At 49.0% G+C, this 18,320-nt stretch carries 17 protein-coding genes; 5 read left to right on the top strand and 12 right to left on the bottom strand.

Annotation, left to right across the window (positions count from 1 at the left end):
* The first annotated feature begins 3 nt into the window (after positions 1-3).
* Complete coding sequence (locus tag B1728_RS17210) at positions 4-1,080, top strand: permease (protein WP_079911502.1); 1,077 nt, start codon at positions 4-6, stop codon at positions 1,078-1,080.
* A gap of 181 nt (positions 1,081-1,261) precedes the next feature.
* Here the strand turns inward: B1728_RS17210 and dhaK are convergent, their stop codons facing one another.
* From dhaK to B1728_RS17265, 11 genes are all read right to left on the bottom strand, one after another.
* Positions 1,262-3,022, bottom strand: coding sequence for a dihydroxyacetone kinase subunit DhaK (gene dhaK / locus B1728_RS17215; RefSeq protein WP_079911503.1), 1,761 nt, complete (start codon positions 3,020-3,022; stop codon positions 1,262-1,264).
* A gap of 129 nt (positions 3,023-3,151) precedes the next feature.
* Positions 3,152-4,342 carry a staphylopine family metallophore export MFS transporter CntE gene (gene cntE / locus B1728_RS17220; RefSeq protein ID WP_079911505.1) on the bottom strand — a complete coding sequence of 397 codons (1,191 nt, stop codon included), beginning with the start codon at positions 4,340-4,342 and terminating at the stop codon, positions 3,152-3,154.
* A 28-nt stretch (positions 4,343-4,370) separates the two neighbouring features.
* Positions 4,371-5,114 carry an ABC transporter ATP-binding protein gene (locus B1728_RS17225; protein ID WP_079911506.1) on the bottom strand — a complete coding sequence of 248 codons (744 nt, stop codon included), beginning with the start codon at positions 5,112-5,114 and terminating at the stop codon, positions 4,371-4,373.
* Entirely contained in the window at positions 5,101-5,922 is an 822-nt protein-coding gene (cntD, locus tag B1728_RS17230) for a staphylopine uptake ABC transporter ATP-binding protein CntD (RefSeq protein WP_079911508.1), read from the bottom strand. Before cntD ends, B1728_RS17225 begins: the two co-directional genes overlap by 14 nt.
* Positions 5,909-6,823 (bottom strand): staphylopine uptake ABC transporter permease subunit CntC, encoded by a 915-nt coding sequence (cntC, locus tag B1728_RS17235; RefSeq protein WP_079911509.1) that lies wholly within the window; start codon positions 6,821-6,823, stop codon positions 5,909-5,911. Before cntC ends, cntD begins: the two co-directional genes overlap by 14 nt.
* Positions 6,824-7,756, bottom strand: a complete 933-nt coding sequence (gene opp1B / locus B1728_RS17240) for a nickel/cobalt ABC transporter permease (RefSeq protein ID WP_079911510.1) — start codon at positions 7,754-7,756, stop codon at positions 6,824-6,826.
* 51 nt (positions 7,757-7,807) lie between these two features.
* Positions 7,808-9,418 carry a staphylopine-dependent metal ABC transporter substrate-binding lipoprotein gene (cntA, locus tag B1728_RS17245; protein ID WP_079911511.1) on the bottom strand — a complete coding sequence of 537 codons (1,611 nt, stop codon included), beginning with the start codon at positions 9,416-9,418 and terminating at the stop codon, positions 7,808-7,810.
* A 374-nt stretch (positions 9,419-9,792) separates the two neighbouring features.
* Complete coding sequence (locus B1728_RS17250) at positions 9,793-10,155, bottom strand: (2Fe-2S) ferredoxin domain-containing protein (protein ID WP_079911512.1); 363 nt, start codon at positions 10,153-10,155, stop codon at positions 9,793-9,795.
* 126 nt (positions 10,156-10,281) lie between these two features.
* On the bottom strand, positions 10,282-10,734 hold the full coding sequence (locus B1728_RS17255) for a GyrI-like domain-containing protein (protein WP_079911513.1): 453 nt from the start codon (positions 10,732-10,734) through the stop codon (positions 10,282-10,284).
* Between the two features lie 110 nt (positions 10,735-10,844).
* A complete protein-coding gene (locus B1728_RS17260) occupies positions 10,845-11,249 on the bottom strand; it encodes a hypothetical protein (RefSeq protein WP_079911514.1) in 405 nt (134 codons plus the stop codon).
* A gap of 122 nt (positions 11,250-11,371) precedes the next feature.
* Entirely contained in the window at positions 11,372-13,036 is a 1,665-nt protein-coding gene (locus B1728_RS17265; protein WP_079911515.1) for a thiamine pyrophosphate-binding protein, read from the bottom strand.
* A gap of 186 nt (positions 13,037-13,222) precedes the next feature.
* Here B1728_RS17265 and B1728_RS17270 point away from each other — a divergent pair, with 186 nt between their 5' ends.
* From B1728_RS17270 to B1728_RS17280, 3 genes are read left to right on the top strand one after another with little or no spacing between them, the layout of a single operon-like run.
* Positions 13,223-14,185, top strand: a complete 963-nt coding sequence (locus B1728_RS17270) for a hypothetical protein (protein WP_079911516.1) — start codon at positions 13,223-13,225, stop codon at positions 14,183-14,185.
* Between the two features lie 38 nt (positions 14,186-14,223).
* Positions 14,224-14,952 (top strand): YqeB family protein, encoded by a 729-nt coding sequence (locus tag B1728_RS17275; RefSeq protein WP_079911517.1) that lies wholly within the window; start codon positions 14,224-14,226, stop codon positions 14,950-14,952.
* A complete protein-coding gene (locus B1728_RS17280; protein ID WP_079911518.1) occupies positions 14,942-15,559 on the top strand; it encodes a TetR family transcriptional regulator in 618 nt (205 codons plus the stop codon). The genes B1728_RS17275 and B1728_RS17280 overlap by 11 nt, the downstream gene beginning before the upstream one ends.
* 425 nt (positions 15,560-15,984) lie before the next feature.
* Here the strand turns inward: B1728_RS17280 and B1728_RS17285 are convergent, their stop codons facing one another.
* Positions 15,985-16,926 carry a helix-turn-helix transcriptional regulator gene (locus tag B1728_RS17285; RefSeq protein ID WP_079911519.1) on the bottom strand — a complete coding sequence of 314 codons (942 nt, stop codon included), beginning with the start codon at positions 16,924-16,926 and terminating at the stop codon, positions 15,985-15,987.
* A gap of 105 nt (positions 16,927-17,031) precedes the next feature.
* On the opposite strand from B1728_RS17285, the gene B1728_RS17290 reads away from it, so the two are divergent.
* Complete coding sequence (locus B1728_RS17290) at positions 17,032-18,204, top strand: MFS transporter (RefSeq protein ID WP_306293534.1); 1,173 nt, start codon at positions 17,032-17,034, stop codon at positions 18,202-18,204.
* Positions 18,205-18,320: the final 116 nt, after the last annotated feature.

Consider the following 18,320-nt stretch of genomic DNA (forward strand, 5'->3'; position numbering starts at 1 on the left):
TATATGTCCCAGTATAGTAGTGCATCTGATCACGAACCGGCACATAGCAAAGTGAGACTCGCCCTTTATATCGCGATCTTCATAGCCATAGCTGTGGCTGGATTAACTTACGTCAAATGGCTTCCGTATTATCATAAAGCGTTAGATGCCGCCGTCAAGCATACGATAGGAGCATCTATCATCTCTGGCACCAAACCCATAGCTCCTGATCCCTCATGGACCAGTGCGTGGGAGTATGCCAAAGCTTATTATGCCTCCGTATGGAAGGCCGCCGTCTTGGGTATAGTGCTCGGCTCCTTGCTGCAGGTGTTAATTCCTTCCGGCTGGCTGCTTCGCATGCTGGGGAAAAGCAATTTTAAAAGCACCGCTCTGGCGGGCATGGCATCTCTGCCAGGTATGATGTGCACCTGCTGCGCGGCGCCGATGGCCGTCGGCTTGCGCAGGAAGAATACTTCGGTCGGAGCAAGCCTCGCCTTCTGGCTCGGAAATCCGACGCTGAACCCGGCAACGCTCGTATTCATGACCTTTGTACTCTCGTGGAAATTTACGCTGCTTCGCCTAGTATTCGGATTGGTCCTGACCTTTGGCGTCAGCCATTTTGCCAACCGGTTCGCTGACAGCTCCAATCCGCCGGAGGAAATAAACCGGCTTGCTCAAGAGCAGAACAAAGAGCCCTCCGGCTCCCTGCTCACCCGTTGGCTGCGCAGCGCATGGCACATGATCCTGCATATTGTTCCGGCTTATGTTATAGCCGTGCTGCTGCTCGGCGCCGTCAGAGCCTGGCTGTTCCCGGCAGCCGGTGAAGCGGGAGGCGGCCTGCTGGCCATTATCGGATTCGCCATCGCGGGCACGCTGTTCGTCATTCCGACAGCAGGGGAAATTCCCATCGTTCAGACCATGATGTCCTTCGGGTTGGGAGCAGGTCCCGCTTCGGCGCTGCTGCTAACGCTGCCGGCGGTCAGCCTGCCTTCGCTTCTGATGATTTCCAAATCATTTCCAACCCGGGTCCTGGTCTTCGTCGGCTGTGCGGTCGTTCTTCTCGGAATCGCCTGCGGTGTTGCAGGCATGCTGCTGCTGTAAAGAGGGACCTAATGAACGAATGCTCTCTTGCCTGCAGCGACGATTGTTGCGAAGCGCATATAAAATGCCGCATGTTCAGTCATAGAACATGCGGCATTTTTGTTACCATTATAATACTGCCAACAAAGCAGCTGATTCAGCCCCGAAGCCAAGGCCCTAACTTGTGACGGCGGGCAGCAGCTTACGCTTTGAGCGAGATGGCGAGTCCGCTAAATATCACGCCAAGCGCATAGGCCCCGGCATCCGGATAGCCTATGCTTCGATTGCCTACCGTCCCCGCTCTTCCCATTCGGGCTGCGATGGATTCGGTCTTCCTAGCGCCTTCTACTGCCGCATCGGCTGCCCTTATTCCTGCCGTTATCAAATCGGTTCCGTCTTCGGCCGCCTTCGACCAAGCTTGAGCATAAGGAACAAGAGCATCAATAAGAGTCTTATCACCGACTACCGCCCCCCGGCCAAAGGAGCGTTCTCCCGTAGCCTGGATTCCTTGTACCGCCGCGTTCATCATCCCGGCTATTTCCGGTACTGTCAGTTCCTTTTTCCCTTTCGCGTATTTACCTGCCGCACGGAATCCCGATCCCCAGATCGGTCCGGATGCTCCGCCGCAGTGCTCCATAATAATGAGAGAGCATGCGTCCAGGAAAGCTCCTATATCATTCGCTTGGGAAATGACTTCGTCCCATTCCGATTTCAGCTGCCTGAAGCCCTTGGCCACGCTCATCCCAAAGTCGCCGTCGCCGGCATGGGAATCCAGCTCACAGAACGGTACCTCGTTCTTAATGACAATCTCGCTCATCTTATCGATCAAATAAATCAGGTTGTTAAGGGACAGCTTCCCATCCCGCACCACCGCATGCTCCTCACCGGTTACCATGCCGAAATCTTTGGGACTACGGTGCTCTTTCTCATTAGATAGACTGCTGAACTGCACCGGTTCAATGGGGCCTCTTACGACCAAGGCAGGGGTATCACACTCTTCAGCCAATAGCCGCTTTAGCTGAGCGTCCAGCTTCATGATGCTCAGTGAAGCCCCCGCCATATCGATGCTCGTCATGTAATTGCCGACAAACACCCTATGAACCTTCACCTTTCGTGATTCCAGCTCCCTCATCACCGCGTTGTTAAGCAGATACAGCTCCTGCAGCGGGGTACCGCCGAACCCATTGACCAGCACAGCCACCTCATTGCCGTTATTGCCGCTGATTTCCAAGCTATGCAGCAGCTCAGTCACCATGCGTGCCGCAATCTCGTCCGCCGGGAGAAGCTTTTCCCGCCGAATACCGGGTTCCCCATGAATGCCGACGCCATACTCCATTTCTTGCTCGTCAAGCGCGAAGGTCGGACTCCCTTTAGCCGGTACGGTGCAGGAGGTAAGCGCAAAACCTATGCTTTTGACATTGTCGATGGCGTTCTGGGCCGCTGCCTTCACTTGCTCCAGGGACATGCCTTCTTCCGCCGCCGCTCCTGCGATTTTATGAACCAGCACGGTTCCGGCCACACCTCTTCTTCCGACAGTGTACAGACTGTCCTCAACTGCAATATCGTCGTCCACCTTCACATAGTCGACCTGGATGCCGTCTTCGGAAGCCAGATGAGCCGCATTGTTAAAATTCATCATATCGCCGCTGTAGTTTTTGATAATGAGCAGCGTGCCTTTGCTGCTTGCCGACGCTTTGATCGCCTGATACACCTGAATCTGGGACGGTGAAGCGAAAACATCGCCGCATACGGCGACATCCAGCATGCCCTTGCCCACGAATCCGGCATGTGCCGGTTCATGACCGCTTCCCCCGCCGCTGATCAGGGTGACTTTGTTCGGATGAATCGTCTCTTTCTTGATAAATGTATATTTGCTGTTATACTCCAAGCCCGGATGTGCCATAACGAAGCCGTTTAACATTTCTCTCACGAGCGTTTCCGGCCGATTCATGATTTTCTTCATAGAATCCCATCCTTTTCATTGATTATCGACTCTATCTGAAAGTATGTAAGGCAGTAGTGAAAATATGGATCGGATTCATTGTAACATCAAATATGATGTACAACCAGTTTGACTTCGTTTACGTAAATGTCATGTTCCGTGCTTACTAGACCGCCGCTCGTAAGCAACCCATATCATCGCCGCACCAAGTACCGCGCAGAGCATATACATCATGGAGTAGCTGGACAGGTCTGCCACTGGCCCCATCACAATGCCGCCAAGTGCCACACCCAGATCTGCCATTGCGATAAACAAGCCCATCAATACATTCCGGTTCTCCTTCGGTAATACAAAGCTCAAGTAAGTCGTCAGTGTCGGATAAAGCAGAGCTTGGGCGATACCCATCAAAATCGCGCCTGCATAAAACAGAACAGCCCCGCCTGAAGCAGCTAGACTGACGCTAAGCGAAGCCGCTGCGACCAGCAGCATGGTAGCAGTGATAAAGAATGAATGCCATTTACCGTCAGAAGGGATTTTTTTCCTCAGCGTATAGCGTGCCGAAACGACTACAGCTGCCTGCAGCATGAGATAAAAAGCCGCACTTCCGCCGGTAATCTGCTCGGCATATAACGGAATAAAGGTGGTTACTGTGCCGAAGATCAGGGAAGCACTTAACATCAGGACACTGCTTTTGAACAATAGCCGATTCTTCACCAATTGAGTAAAGGATTGCAGCATCTCTGTTCCCTGATTCGGCACATCCGAATTTCCTGCAGTCTTGACGGACGGATTGTCCAATGTCGCTGTAAAGCCCGCCACCCCAGACAGCACGGCAATAGCGATCATGACGGATGCGAATACATTCGTATCCCCTGACTGCCAAATGCCAATGGCAAGCAAAGGGCCGATTACACCGGGTAGATAGGAGCAAAGGGAATACATGGATATACCTTGTGAACGTTCCTTGTCTGGGAGCGCATCAATAATGCCGAGCTGCAGGGCCATCGAGAAAAAAGCGGTGCATCCTCCCTGCAGTACTCGCGCGACGAAATAGCCACCAAGTCCGGTAAATGCATACGTTACAAGGGCGGCTCCATTGACGATCAAGATGAGACGCAGCAGCTTAACTGGTCCGTAGCGCTGAATCAGCCCGCCGGCCCAAGGGCGGAAAATCATAGTGGTAAACAGATAGGCCCCCATAATAATGCCTATCGCAGTATTGGATGCGCCAAGAGCTTCGCCTCTCAAAGGAATAATGACATTAATAATTGAATTGCCGCTAAAATAAAATAGCGTGAGCAAATACAGCCGTATAAACGGCCAGGATAAGGCTCCCTTCATTCCTTCCGCTCCTCCCCCAATAGCAGCGTTATAGCATGACTTTCCTCAGCAGCTCCCTAGTGTAAGGTGATTGGACGCTATTCAAGTACTTCGCCTCGATAATCTCTTCTATTCGACCGCTTCTAACTATCATGATCCTGTCACATAGATAGGCAGCCGCCTGGATATCGTGAGTGATAAAAATATAGCCCATGTCATAAATCGATCTTAAGCTTTTCAGCAATTCAAGTACTTGCATTTGATTCGACCCGTCTAGCGAGCTGATTGCTTCATCCAGTACAATGCATGCAGGGTGTGTGGAAATCGCTCTCGCGATACATACCCGCTGAGCTTGCCCGCCTGATAGCTCATGGGGATATTTCGTAAGATAGGATGCATCCAAGCCGACTTGCCTCAGCAGGAGTTCGATTGTACTATCGCGCATCTTCGGCTCCGTCTTCGCCAGCCTCAAGGGCTCAAGCATCGCTTGTTTCACCGTATAGAACGGATTGATGGAGGAGGTATAGTCTTGGAAAACGGCGCTGATTCCTCCCCTTCTTGTACTGCGGTCTGATATTGGTTTGCCATTGAATGTAACGGTTCCCCGATCCGGCTTTTCGATACCCAGCAATAGGCGTCCCAACGTCGATTTGCCGCTTCCGCTTTCGCCTATAATGCCAAGGCATTCCCCCTGCTTCCATTCAAAGCTGATGTTATGCAGCACTTGCTGCCGTGCTTTGCCAAACCAGAAGCCTTTTTTGTAGGTTTTGCAAACGCCCTCAACCTTTAGCAACGTGGTTGCCTCCCATCAACTTCATGAAATTGTGATTCAACGCCATTTTGGTTGACACGAGATAACGAGTATACGGATGCCGGGCTTGAGTGAGTATATCCCCCGTCGCCCATCGCTCTACTATTTCTCCGTCTTTCATGACCAACATCTCATCAGCAATTCGTTGGACAACGCCGAGATCATGAGTTACAAAAATCATCGAGCTTCCAATGCGTCTTCGCAATTGCAGGAACTGTTCCACAACTTCATATTGCGTAACGGTATCCAGCGCTGTCGTTGGCTCATCAGCAATGATAATGTCAGGCTCCAGAACGATGGCGAGAGCAATCATGATCCGCTGCAGCATGCCGCCGGACAATTCGTGCGGATAACGGCTCATCACTGCCCCAGGGTCGTTGAGACCAACGCTTTCCAGCGCTTGCATTAATTTTTCTGCCGCCTCTTCCCTTTTCCAATCATAGTGCACACTGAGCGTCTCCCGCAGATGGGCACCTACAGGCCGGGACGGATCGAATGCGCGCATGCCGTTCTGCATAATCATACAGAGCTGCTTTCCTCTCACCTTGCGCATGTCTTTCTCGGAAAGCTCCGACAGATTAACTCCTTTCAGAATAATACTGCCGGATTGGTGCAGCCTCGTTGCATTAAGACGCATCACCGCCCGGCAGGTCAGCGATTTTCCGCTGCCGCTTTCTCCCACAATAGCAAGACATTCTCCTTGTCTAAGGCAGAAGGAGCTGCCTGGAACAAGGACGCTGCCCGTCAGGCTGTCCCATATTTTCAATTGGTCGACTTCAAGCACATTCATGACCTGTATTGGAAGCCTCCTTCCCACGCTGCTTTGGCAGGATTACGCCTGCGTGCGCCTGCGTCCTCGTACTAGCGGTCATCAATTTCGGATCCAATGCGGTTTGAAGCGAGTCAGATAGAAAATTGACTGCGGATACTACTATTATGATCGCAAAGCCGGGAGCCAGCATCAGCTCCGGCCGGGAGAACATGACCGGTCTCGCTTCATTCAGCATCATGCCCCACTCGGCGTGCGGCGCCTGAATGCCCAGACCGAGAAAAGACAAGCCGGATATTTGCAAAATCATGGACCCAAAGGTACTGCTGAAAATGACCGCAATTTCAGGCAGCGCCACCGGTAAAATATGCTTTGTCATAATGCCGAAATGACCGGAGCCAAGCGTTTTGGCGAATCTCACATAATCAGCGTCTGAATACTGCAGGACGGCAGTACGAATGACGCGGGCGAACCATGCCCATTTCATCAGAACAAATGCGATCAATATATTTCCGAGACCCGTCCCCAGCATACCAATGATCGCCAGCGTCATCACGTATCCCGGGAAAGAAAGCATGCAGTCGCAAATCCGCATTAGCAGCGCATCCCATTTACCCTTAAAGTATCCGGCCATAAAGCCAAGTATGGCTCCCATACATCCAGACGCGGCAAGCGCTGCAAGTACCCACAATACGCTGGGACGAATGCCGTAAATAAGCCGGGATAACACACAACGGCCGAGATGGTCGTTGCCTAACCAATAGGGCCAGGATGATCCTGCAAAACGAAGTTCCATATGTACCTCATTCGGATCATGCGGCGCAATGAGCGGCGCGCATATGCCGATTAACAATATGACTGCAACGACGGCCAGCGATGCGGCGCCTAGTTTATCCTTCATCAGTTGCAATAACAGCCTCATCTAAAGCTCCTTCCTTAACTTAGGATTAAGTATCGCGTTGATGATGTCGGACATGGTATTAAACAATACGAAAGCGACAGCCAGCACTAAGACATACGCCTGTATAATTGGAAAATCCCTGCTGAGTATCGATTTGACAGTCAATGTACCCAGACCAGGCCATGCAAAGATGTTCTCCACTACAACCGTGCTGCCCAATAAGATGGGAATCGCGAGGCCGAACACGGAGACTGCGACCTGCATGGAATTACGCAATATGTGCAGCGTAATGCTTCTCTCCGGTAAGCCGCAGGCTCTGGCATACAACACGTAATCTTCATGAAGATTACTCAGCATGGAATTGCGGATCACCCGAAAATATATACCCGCGTAGCCGACAACAATAATAGTAACCGGCAGCACGTAGCTGCTGTATGAATCCATTCCGCTCGTTGGAAACCAGTCCAGCTTAACGGAGAAATACCAAACCATTAACGCTGCAAGCCAGTATGGCGGCATTGAGGCTAGAATAAAGGAGACGCCCCGAACCGAAAGATCAAGTACATTTCCTTCTCTCTTAGCGCAGACGATACCCAGTCCAATCGATACAATTATAATGAATGCCGACGAAACCAGTGTTAGCTTGAAAGTATTAAGCAATGCAGGACCGAGCAGCGACCAAACCGGCTTTCCCGTCACATAAGACCTTCCGAAATCGAGCTGCAGGCAGGATGTTAACCAATCCATATACCGGATGAGCAGCGGCTTATCCATCCCCAGCGAGATTCGCGTCTCTGCGATCAGTTCTTCGGTTACAACCGGCACATCCTGAGCACGCAGGATTACCTCGACCGGGTCCGTCGGTGATAAATGGTTCAACACAAAGGTTATAAATGAAATAACAACAAGCAGCGGCAGCGCAATAAGTATGCGTTTGACGATGTAACTCCCCATAACCGCTTCCCTCACACCTCTCCACCGATAAAATTGTTTTTTGCACCCGCCTTACTCGAAATGCATTCGTTCAAATGGAAGCTCGAATTGGGTCTGCTTGAATGAAATGCCCTTTAGAGATGCCGGCGCCACAACGGTAACGGTCCCGTTCGTCAGCGGAATAAAGACAGCTTCATCGTGGACAATCGTCAAAATGTCAGCATACAGTGCTTGCCGCGTTTTTTCATCCGCAGATACCATCACTTCATCAATTTTGCGATACAGCTCCTTTGCTTGGGGGATTCCACTTGTCGTATAACGATAGGAAGATTCGGCGGCAAAGGCGGTAATGGTACTTTGCGGGTCATAGGCAAGACCCCAAGTTTGGTTGAATAACAGATCGTAGTCACCCTTCGATCTCCGATTTGCAATGGAGCTCGATTGTTCGCCCGCCAATTCCAGCTTCATTCCGATCTTAAGAACCTCATTTTGAATCAGCTCCGCCTGCGCCTTCTGTGAAGATGAGTTAACATCGTAATACAGCTTCATCGTTAACGGGCGGCCGCCCTTCATCCGGATCTCGCCGTCTTTCTCCGCTATCCAGCCTGACTGCTCCAGTAGACGCTTGGCGGCTTGCGGATCGTAGTCCCGCTTCTTTAATCCTATATTGGCGTAGTTCACATTGGAGGAAAAAAGTGTTTCCGCCGCCGTTTCCGTCCCGTTGAAGATCCTTTGACTAACCGACTTGCGGTCAATGGAATGCCAGATCGCTTCACGCACTGCCTTCTCGCTGATGGGACTGTCGGACTTGCTGCTGTTGGCTGCGATCATCTTCGTATTCATCGGCTCGCTGCGGACAACCTGGTATGTACCTGATTGTGTCAGCCGATTTATCATTTCTACATCGATGCTGTCGGCGCCGCGATCGTCGGTGAAGATAAAATTAACCTCGCCTTTTTGCAGCGCCAGCAGGGTCGTCTCACCGGCCGGCAATACTTTGGCTGTAATCCGTTTTACCTCGGGTGCACCGCCCCAGTAACTTTCGTTTGCTTCAAACCGGGCATATTGATCGGTCACATGTTCGACCATTTTATAGGGCCCGGTCCCGCTGTATCCCCTGACCCCGTTCTTCGTTTCCCCATTGAGAAAATCATTTGGCGACACGAATACATAGGGGCGGGTCATCGACAGCTCCAATAAGGTTGGGTAGTACGGCTCTGTCAGAGTTAGTCGAACCGTATACTCATCAATTATGCTAACATCCTTTATCATTGAGGATAGTTTGATCCATGCGTGCTTGCTCGCATTGCGCTGTACGGCATCGATATTTTGTTTAACCGCTTCAGCGTTAAATGGTGCTCCGTCGTGGAAGGAAACGTTTTTCCGCAAATGAAAGGTGTATACCTTCCCTTCGTCGGAGATATCCCAGGATTCCGCGAGCAGCGGCTTAATGCCGTCCTTGGTGTTTTCAACTAACGATTCGTACACCATTCCTTGTGCCGCCATTGAACCGGGATACAAATGAGGATTCATATCGTTAATGTCTTTCGCCGTCGCATATATGAGCTCCCGGGCTCCATTCGTTTTACTCGCAGCATCGTTCTTGCTGCCACTGCATCCGGTTATCAGCAATACGATGGTTAATACCACTGCTAACAGTCCAGTTGTAATTGTTCTGTTCATGTTTTTTTGACACCTTCCCTTAAATAGTAATTATTACTATATATAACTACTGATTAATAGTAATTATTACTATAATTGATGTCAATCTTTTTTTGTTTTCTGTCGTTCCACTTTCCGATTAGTGCGGCTACAAAAAAACGGCGGCACCAAAAGGAGCACATATGTGAAATGCGTCTTCTTTCTTACGGTTTGCAGCTTGGTAAACGTAAACGCTTTTGCTTATAAAAAAACGACAGCCCTGAAATAAATCTCCTAGGCTGCCGCTGTTGCCATTCTATCCATTATCTTGAAAGTTAATCCTAATGGTGCTGTATTGATACGTAAGATTGGTGATATTAATGCTTCGTTGTCAAAATAAGGCCCCATTCCATGTACTAGCACGATAGCTTATCGGTTCCTGTAACGGAACGGCCGGAAGCGATGAAGCTTTGGTCGTACGAGTACACGATATTCTCCTCCAGCCGTTCTCCCGAAAGGTGCATACGAACAAGTAGCCTTCCAAGCTCCGGAGTAATGTCCTTATACCAAACTCCGTCTGGATAGACAATTACGACACAGGCATCCTCGCATCGGCCATTACAGCGGGTGCGTGTTGTATGTATCTGTTTATCCGCTCCGAGCACTTTAATTTCATCCCGGATGGCTTGTGTTACTTCATCGGCCTGCCGCCTCATACAGCTGCCTCCATTACAAATGAGCAGATGGCATCGGGTTTCTTGCAAATTCCATGTCGTCATGGACTGGCTCCTTTCCAGTGACCATTTACAGCCATGGCGGATGACATCGCACGCTATAAATGTAATTATTACCATTATAGTCACAAACCGTGATGTCTTCAATCTTATTTTTCTAGCAGCCCTTTATCATCCGCTAAACGTTTTAATTTGAATAAACATCTTGATTTCACTTCCGCTATCTTCACCCTTAAATCGGTCGTCGTATACCTCGTAACAAACAATATCAAATTGTTCATAATGATTTGTACCGAGCCAATTCATGAGTTTTTCAAACGTTTCGTTTATTTTACTTAAAGGTCCTTGGTGAGTTGCTGCTGCATATTGACCTGCAGGAATTATATACGAAGACATTCCTGCAGGCACCCTGCTTGCTGTTGCAGCTTCAACTCCGGCAAGATAGCCATGTTCATTACGCTTGATTAACCCAATGGTTTCAGATGGATTCATCCTTTCATCTATCTCATCTAACCTGTTGAATAAGGCGTGCCAGACCTCTTTAGGGTCGGCAGGCTGACCGATGGTACCTATGCCGATAATCTTACGTTCCGGAAATTCAACCAATCTCGGTGCAAGGCTCAATGCAAATCATCTCCTCTAATCATCTATCAAAATGGAATCAGACCATAAACGGCTAGCTCCCTGCCACAAGCATCATGCTTCATTGGGAAACTGATTCCTATCGAGCCAGGTTAATTCTTTGATCTTAACAGCTGCTCTATTTGTGCTTTCATTTCATCGTTGTGAATATAATAATGACCGCCAATGCTATTGGGCGTAAATCCAAGCTTCAGTTCTTTATTTTCAAATAATGACACCGCATATAGGAAGCCGCTGCGATCTTCTTGATTTGGGTCAGGAATCAATTCTATATGACGAACGCTATCTATCCATGCCTGTACTTGTTCCCTGTCCGTAAAGGATTTGCGTTTACCGCTTGATCCGTCAGTAATCTCAATGGTATCCACTTTGGAAATGTCACCGTTATAAAATTCAGATAGCTTTTTGACCGATAGATGTTCCTTTTTTCCGCATCCTGCAGCGATAACAGAAAATGAAAGAAGGATCACTACGGTTATTAAACGTATTCTCTTCATAGTACGCCACCCCTTTACATATAAGGACGTTCAAAAGGTAAAATTCGTTTCGAATCTTTCGGCTGCGGGATAAAATAAAAAACCAGTAGAAGATGAATACATTCCTCTCCTGGTTTTCTATATCAAAGCTTTGTATGAGGGACTACCGCTGCTTGAATCTGAACATCGAGAATGCAAGGCTTACGCTGCTCCAATGCGGAACGCAGCTCCTGCTCTAACTGCTGTGAAGTCTGCACTTGCCGTCCCATACCGCCGCAAGCCTCGGCAATCTTCGCAAAATCAGGGTTAACCAGCACGCTGCCTAGCGTCTGGAGTCCCGCTGTCTCCATCCTGTTCTTTTCCATCGCATAGGAACCATTATTCATGATCAAAACAACGATTGGCAGCCCCAGCTGAACCGCGGTTTGGAACTCCATTAACGTCTGTACGACTCCGCCATCCCCCACAACCGCAATAACCTGCCGGTCCGGATACTCTAACTGAGCTGCAATGGCCGCGGGAAGTCCAAAGCCTAATGTACGCCATCGACCGGAAATGAGAAACTCCTGCTGCTTCGCTTGAAACACCCGGTTCAACCAGAGCGTATGGTCGCCGGTATCTACAGCAATGATCGCATTTGGAGCTGCCAGGTTGGAAAGGGTATGAATCACACGCTGCGGAGCCATCGGAGCAGTCTCCTGCTGCGTCTCTTGAACGATTGTTGCTTTCCAGCTTTCCGTTACTTCTTTTATCCGCAGCTTCCATGCGTCACGCGCAGCGCCGGTTGGTACAGCCATCTGCAGCAGTTTGGGCACGATTTGTTTTAGATCTCCTACAAGCCCCATCGCTATTTCATGACCGATTCCCATCTGGACAGGTGACTTGTCAATCTGCAGAATACGCGGCTGCTTGGGAGTATAGCCCTCCGGCCACCAGGTTCCGCCTAATATGACTATCAAATCACTTTCATCCAGAAGTATAGTCGATGCTTCACTGCCTGCCTGTCCCAGCCCTCCGGAGTAGAGCTCATGATTATTTGGAAAAAAGGAGCGCGCTGTGTAGGTGGTGACAACGGCCGCTTGAACTGCCTCGGCAAGCTGTTGGATTTGAGCCGCGGAGTCCTGTGCACCACGGCCAAGCAGGAAAAGAGGACGCTGAGCCCCTTGTAGCATGTCAGCAGCTTCCTTGATCTTCCCTTCAGGTGTCAGAAGCTCTTGATGCAGGTGTTCGGGATAGCCCTTTACCTTCCCTTGAACCTTCAAGGTATACAGATCCTTAGGAATAGATAGATGGGTTACTGCTCCAAACATCTTCGCTCTTATCAAACATTCCTGCAAGATTTCCGGCAGTGCATCGGGATGGGCAAGCAGCTCGGATTTCTCAGCAATTGGACTTATGAGCTGCTGTTGATTGATGTATTGCTTGGTATGCGTACCTATGTGCGGTTCATCGACCTGTCCTGTCAGCACCAGTACACCTGCATGATCCATTGCGGCGTCTGCAAGACCATTGATCAGGTTGGCTATGCCGGGGCCGCTGGTGGCCAGACACACAGCCACTCTTCCCGTCAGCTTGGCTTCTGCGGATGCCATCAGAGCCGCACTTCCCTCGTGCTTGCAAGCAATGTATTGGATCTTGCTCTGCTTGGCCAGAGCATCCAATAAATACAAATTTGCATCACCGATAACCCCGAAGATTCGTTTTACGCCCCATACGGCAAGCTGCTCTAGTATATATTGAGCAACTGTCAGCACGTTGGCAGACAGGGTCTTATTTTGATTTGCAGGATCCAAGACGGATAGAGACATGGAATCACCCCTTCACGATTGTAATTGCAATCGCTTTGTAGGTTTTCCCAACCTGCACACCCCCATTCAATGCTTAGATGGACAAGACAACGGAGTATTTACAGAATTCGTTCAAAAAGCTATAATTTGATCAATTGATCAATATTTTGTACGATTAATCAGTATTTATTTGAAGGAGGATTGGTTTTGTCCAGAATTCGGCGATTTGCTCCTGTGCTTGGTTTACTTTTGTTAGCTCCATGGGTAGGAGAATTTTTACTTGGGACCAGTCCAATTCAAAACATGGCAGCCGCTTTGGTACTGCTTTTGCCAATGTATGGCGGAGGCGCATTACTAATTCGGGAAACGGCTCGCCGATTAGGCCGCGGCTGGCCTACAATGCTCTTTTTTGGCGCAGCATATGGTATTATTCAAGCTTGTCTAATTGATCAATCCCTTTTTAACATCACATATTTCGATACTCAATTGAACAGAATTGCTGCCCCTATTCCCTTAGTTGGGATCAGCGCCTATGACTTACTATCTTATGTCGGAGGCCATGTAATTTGGAGCATGGGCGTGCCTATCGCAATTATAGAGATGTTGACTCCTTCAAGAAGAGTAACACCTTGGTTAGGAAATAAAGGTCTGTTCAGCATCGGTATTTTGTATTTGTTTGGTTGTGCAATTGTATTTTCCTTTACCTACATGGAGCAGAGGTTTATCGCTTCAGTGTTACAGCTGGCAGGTGCTGCCATGGGTGCATTCCTAATTATCTTGATCGGTGTTTTTCTCAAGAAAAACAAAAGAACAGCTTATGAGTCGAAAGCTTTAATAAAGCCACTTCACCTGGGAATTGGGTCATTTGCGGCTTCCAGCCTATTTTTCTCCAAACCGGAAAATTGGGGCGGTGTAATATGGGGTGTTTGCATTCTCTTACTTTCGTGGATACTCATAAGCCGTTGGTCAAGTCATCGGGAATGGAGCATTCAACACCACTTCGCAATAATTACGGGTGCTTTGCTCACCTATGCATGGGGCGGCTTTGCCATGACTTTACTTTTATGGCCGGATAACACTTGGGCTTGGATCGGTAATGTGATCTTTGCTCTGATGGCCATTGCACTACTGACTGTAACGATAAAAAGAATACACAATCCAATCCACTAAATTCAAAAATGCTTCTTAAAAAAGGGGGTAAGAAACTCTTGTTCAAATCTCAACAGAGCAACAAGCATATTACGATTATTGGATTAACGCCGTTTGAACGCATTTTTCTGCTGATTGCTCCACCTGCTGCAGGACTTATTGTGGGGTATTTCTTACCATCAATCGCTGATTGGGCTGCGGGATTGCCTTGGTTTCCCTTTCAGGGGCCTTTGAAGCTGGTCGCTTCAATTCAAGAGATCTGGCTTACCGCAGTAACGACTATTTTAGGTTTTATTGCAGGTATGTGGCTTTCTGCTGAGGCGATTAAAGACAGCCTTATCATCACTGTTTCTGATGAAGAAGTAATTTTGAACATTGCGGATTCGACTCACCGCTATTCCAGATCTGATATCGCTTCGATGTTTATTGACGGCAAGGAGCTTGTCCTTCTTGGAAATGCCGGTCAAGAACTAGCACGAGAACGTTATGAATCGACGCCTGCCAAAATAGCAGATGCATTCGTCAAGCACCGTTATTCATGGTCGTTTGATGGGGACCCATATGAGGCAGAATATCGTCTTTGGGTGGATCATACGCCAGATTTATCGCCAGCCTTGAACGCTCTACTAAGGGCTCGTAATCAAGCATTGCAAAAGAAAGACATGGAATCTGCTAAAGAAATGCAATGCGAAGCTAGTAAACTTGGTATAATAGTAAAAGATAAAGGGAAGTTTCAATACTGGAGAAACCCAGGCAAGACCCACGAGGTGAGGTACGATGAGAAATAACAAAAAAGATGAAAAAAAATCTTTCATTTCCGAGGCCAGGCGCGAGCAAATCTTTGATGCGGTCATTATGACACTGGATGAGATCGGTTATATCCACGCCAGCATGGCCCAGATAGCAAAAAAAGCTGGGATTAGCACCGCATTAATTTCATACCATTTTCGAGACAAAAACGATTTGATGGACTATACCTTGATGAAGCTTCTCTCCGATATGTCTTCCTATGTTCTGGAACGTACGAACGCATCATCGACCCCTAGCGATAAGCTCCGCGCCTATATCGAAGCAAGTATTGCTTATCATATAGAAAAGCCAAAATACAATATTGCTCTGATTGAGATTATATTCCATGCCCGGACGCTCGATAACATACCCTATTATAAGCTGGACGACGATGAAGAGAATCCTTTGGATAGAGAACTGCAACAGATACTACTTGATGGTCAGGAGACAAAGGATTTTGGCAAGTTCAATGTTATGGTGACGGCAAGCGCAATTCGTGGCTCCATTGACGAATATATATTTAATAAGAAGCTGATCGGCACTATCGATCCGCAATCCTACAGTACCGAGCTCGTGAATCTGTTCAACCGTGCGGTCATGAGATGAAGACAGATAGATGTAGACCAACATCACTTCCATACTCCACATGAGTCCATAAGCGTTTAGCGTGGGAACCCCCGAACAGGCCGCGGCTGCCATATACAATAAAAGTAACTTCGCCGTTTGGCAAAACGGCAGCATCTTAGACTATGGCGGCCGCATCGAGGCCCAGACTGAGCTTTAGGTTACTATAAATGGTCAACGATATATTGAAGGATACATGTGAATTTCGAATACTTTGAATCTAGCTCGAAAGGTGGAGCGTAGAATTGAAAGCTTTTTTTATAAAATTGTACTCTGAATATTTACTAATCCCCCGAGCGGTCCGTTTATTGTTTTTATGGGGGTGGATTATTTTATTTATATTTGCTGGTTATACATTCCATTGGTTTATTTTTTAAGTTTCATTCATTATCTGAGGTCCTACTCGTTCATTGGTATCGGGCAAGCAGTTCTGTAAGCTTCTCCTTTATAGCATCCTTTAATTCTGCGGGCTCCTTCAGAACAGCCTCATTCCCAAGCGCAATGAAGAATTCTGTGTAAAAGCCAATATCGCCGCGGGATACCTGCGAATCGAGCACCCCGCTTCCATCCTCCAGCACACGAAGCATGGGAGCGGCCCAAAGCTCACCTTCGCATCGCTGGACACCTGCACGGCTTAACTCCGCATACAAGCGGATCGGCTCTCTAGGTTGGGCATACTCCCGCCGGCTTAGCCGGACTTCACCTAGATCGAGCGGCTCCGTGGTTTCGTCGTGGACTGCTTCGCTAATCCGATCACATCGAAATACACGGAAGCCTTGCCGGAGAAAGCAGTATGCCGTACAGTACCAAAAGCCGTTGTTTGCATAAATACAAACCGGTTGGATCCGGCGGCTGCTCTCGCCCTCTTCCTTCGACTTGTACACAACAAGCAGCACCTTCCGATGAATCGCAGCGTCCAGAAGACTTGCCAAGCAAGGAGCCTCACCTCGCCTTGTCGGCGTAATGAAGTCTACACGGTCCTTCATGCTGTCGATACGGTCTCTGACATCCCCTGGCATATAGTGGTAGAACTTACTTAGTGCCGAAGCCGATTCCGCTTCGAATGGAAGCGAGGAATAATGGCGCAGGGCATGTACGGCAAAAAACATGGCTACCGCCTCCCCTTCCGTAAAGGCGATCGGCGGCAGTACCCTCTCCCTTACCACTTGATAACCTCCGTGCGGCCCTACTTCCGAATAGAGCGGAACCCCAAGCTCGCTCAACTCCTGCAAATCCCTCAAAATCGTACGCTTCGATACGCCGAATTCGTCGGCCAGCTCCTGAACCTTGAATCTCCGCTTTCGGTTCACGGTTAGCATCAATTCCATCAATCTTTTGGATTTGGGCATCCTAACCATCCTTTTTTTCAAATCAAAAAAGTTTATGACATGTATTGTCACTATTATGCCTTAAGATGAACTCAGCATACAACATAAAATCTTTAGGAGTGATAGATGATGCGCAAGTTTACAATGTTATTCTTTTTAATTATGTTCATGATCGGAACCGACACGTTCCTGATCTCTCCCTTGCTTCCGACGCTGCAGAAGGAATTCTCCGTCTCGACGGGCGTCGCCGGCTGGATGATTGGCTCTTATACTCTCGGCTCGGCCATATTTGCCTTGATCGCCGGACCCTTGTCCGACGGCTGGAACCGTCGAACCGTCTTGTTAAGCGGCCTGCTTGGATTCTCCCTCACAACGATTCTGTGCGGCTTTGCTGACAGCTTCTGGATGATGTGCCTGTTTCGCTTCCTGGCTGGCGTCAGTGCAGCCTTCACAGCCCCGCAAGTGTGGGCTTCCATCCCTGCGGTGATGCCGGCATCCAGCATATCGAGAACGATGGGAGTGGCTTTCTCGGGACTGGCTGCTTCTCAGGCTCTAGGAGTACCGATCGGAAGTTGGCTGGCGGTGACCCACTGGTCGGTGCCGTTTTGGACGATTGGGATCGCTTCACTGCTGCTGGCTGCTGCCGCTTTCTTCTTGCTGCCTGCTATGAAGCCAAGTGCGCACCATGGCAGTACCTCCATTCTCGCCCGATATGTCCCTCTAATTACAAGCAGTAAGGCGAGAAGCGGCTTCCTGGCCTACCTGCTCCTTCATTTGGGCAGCGGGACTGCATTCGCCTTCGTTGGAAAATGGATGGCCGATCGGTTCTCACTGCCAGTAGGACAGATCGGTACCGTAATGATGTTTCTTGGCCTCGGCACGTTGGTGGGCAGCTTGGTTAGTTCGGCGGTAACTCGAAAGCTGGGCCATGTAAGGATCGTTATCACGGGCATGCTCTTGCTCGTGATCCTTTACACGGCGGCACCCCATTTAACAAACGTGCCGGTAGTAGCAAGCGTATATCTAGTCATCTTTGCGACGCTCGGAGTTATTTTCCCAATTGTGATGGAAGCTCTCACCTCACTTAACGCCTCGATTCGGGGTACGATCTCGAGCCTCGCCAACTCGACCATGAATGGAGCGAACACGCTCGGGTCTTGGGTGGCCGGCATCCTCTACGTCCAGTACGGCGGATATTCGTCTATCGGTATCTTCGCAGCCGTATGCCTTATTCTATCCCTTGGAACGTTCATGATCGGCGGCTTATTATGGAGGAATGCGGAGAGGGCTGTACAGTAACCGTAATTGTTTAAAAATCGGGGGCGGGATAAAGTTGTTGTCGGTAGTCTTACATGGCAGCAACTTTATCCCTCCTGTCGCTATAAGTTTAAATATCGTAAAGTTCAAGTCCACGA

The sequence above is a fragment of the Paenibacillus sp. 32352 genome (assembly GCF_002042965.1).
GTDB classification, from domain to species: domain Bacteria; phylum Bacillota; class Bacilli; order Paenibacillales; family NBRC-103111; genus Paenibacillus_S; species Paenibacillus_S vulneris.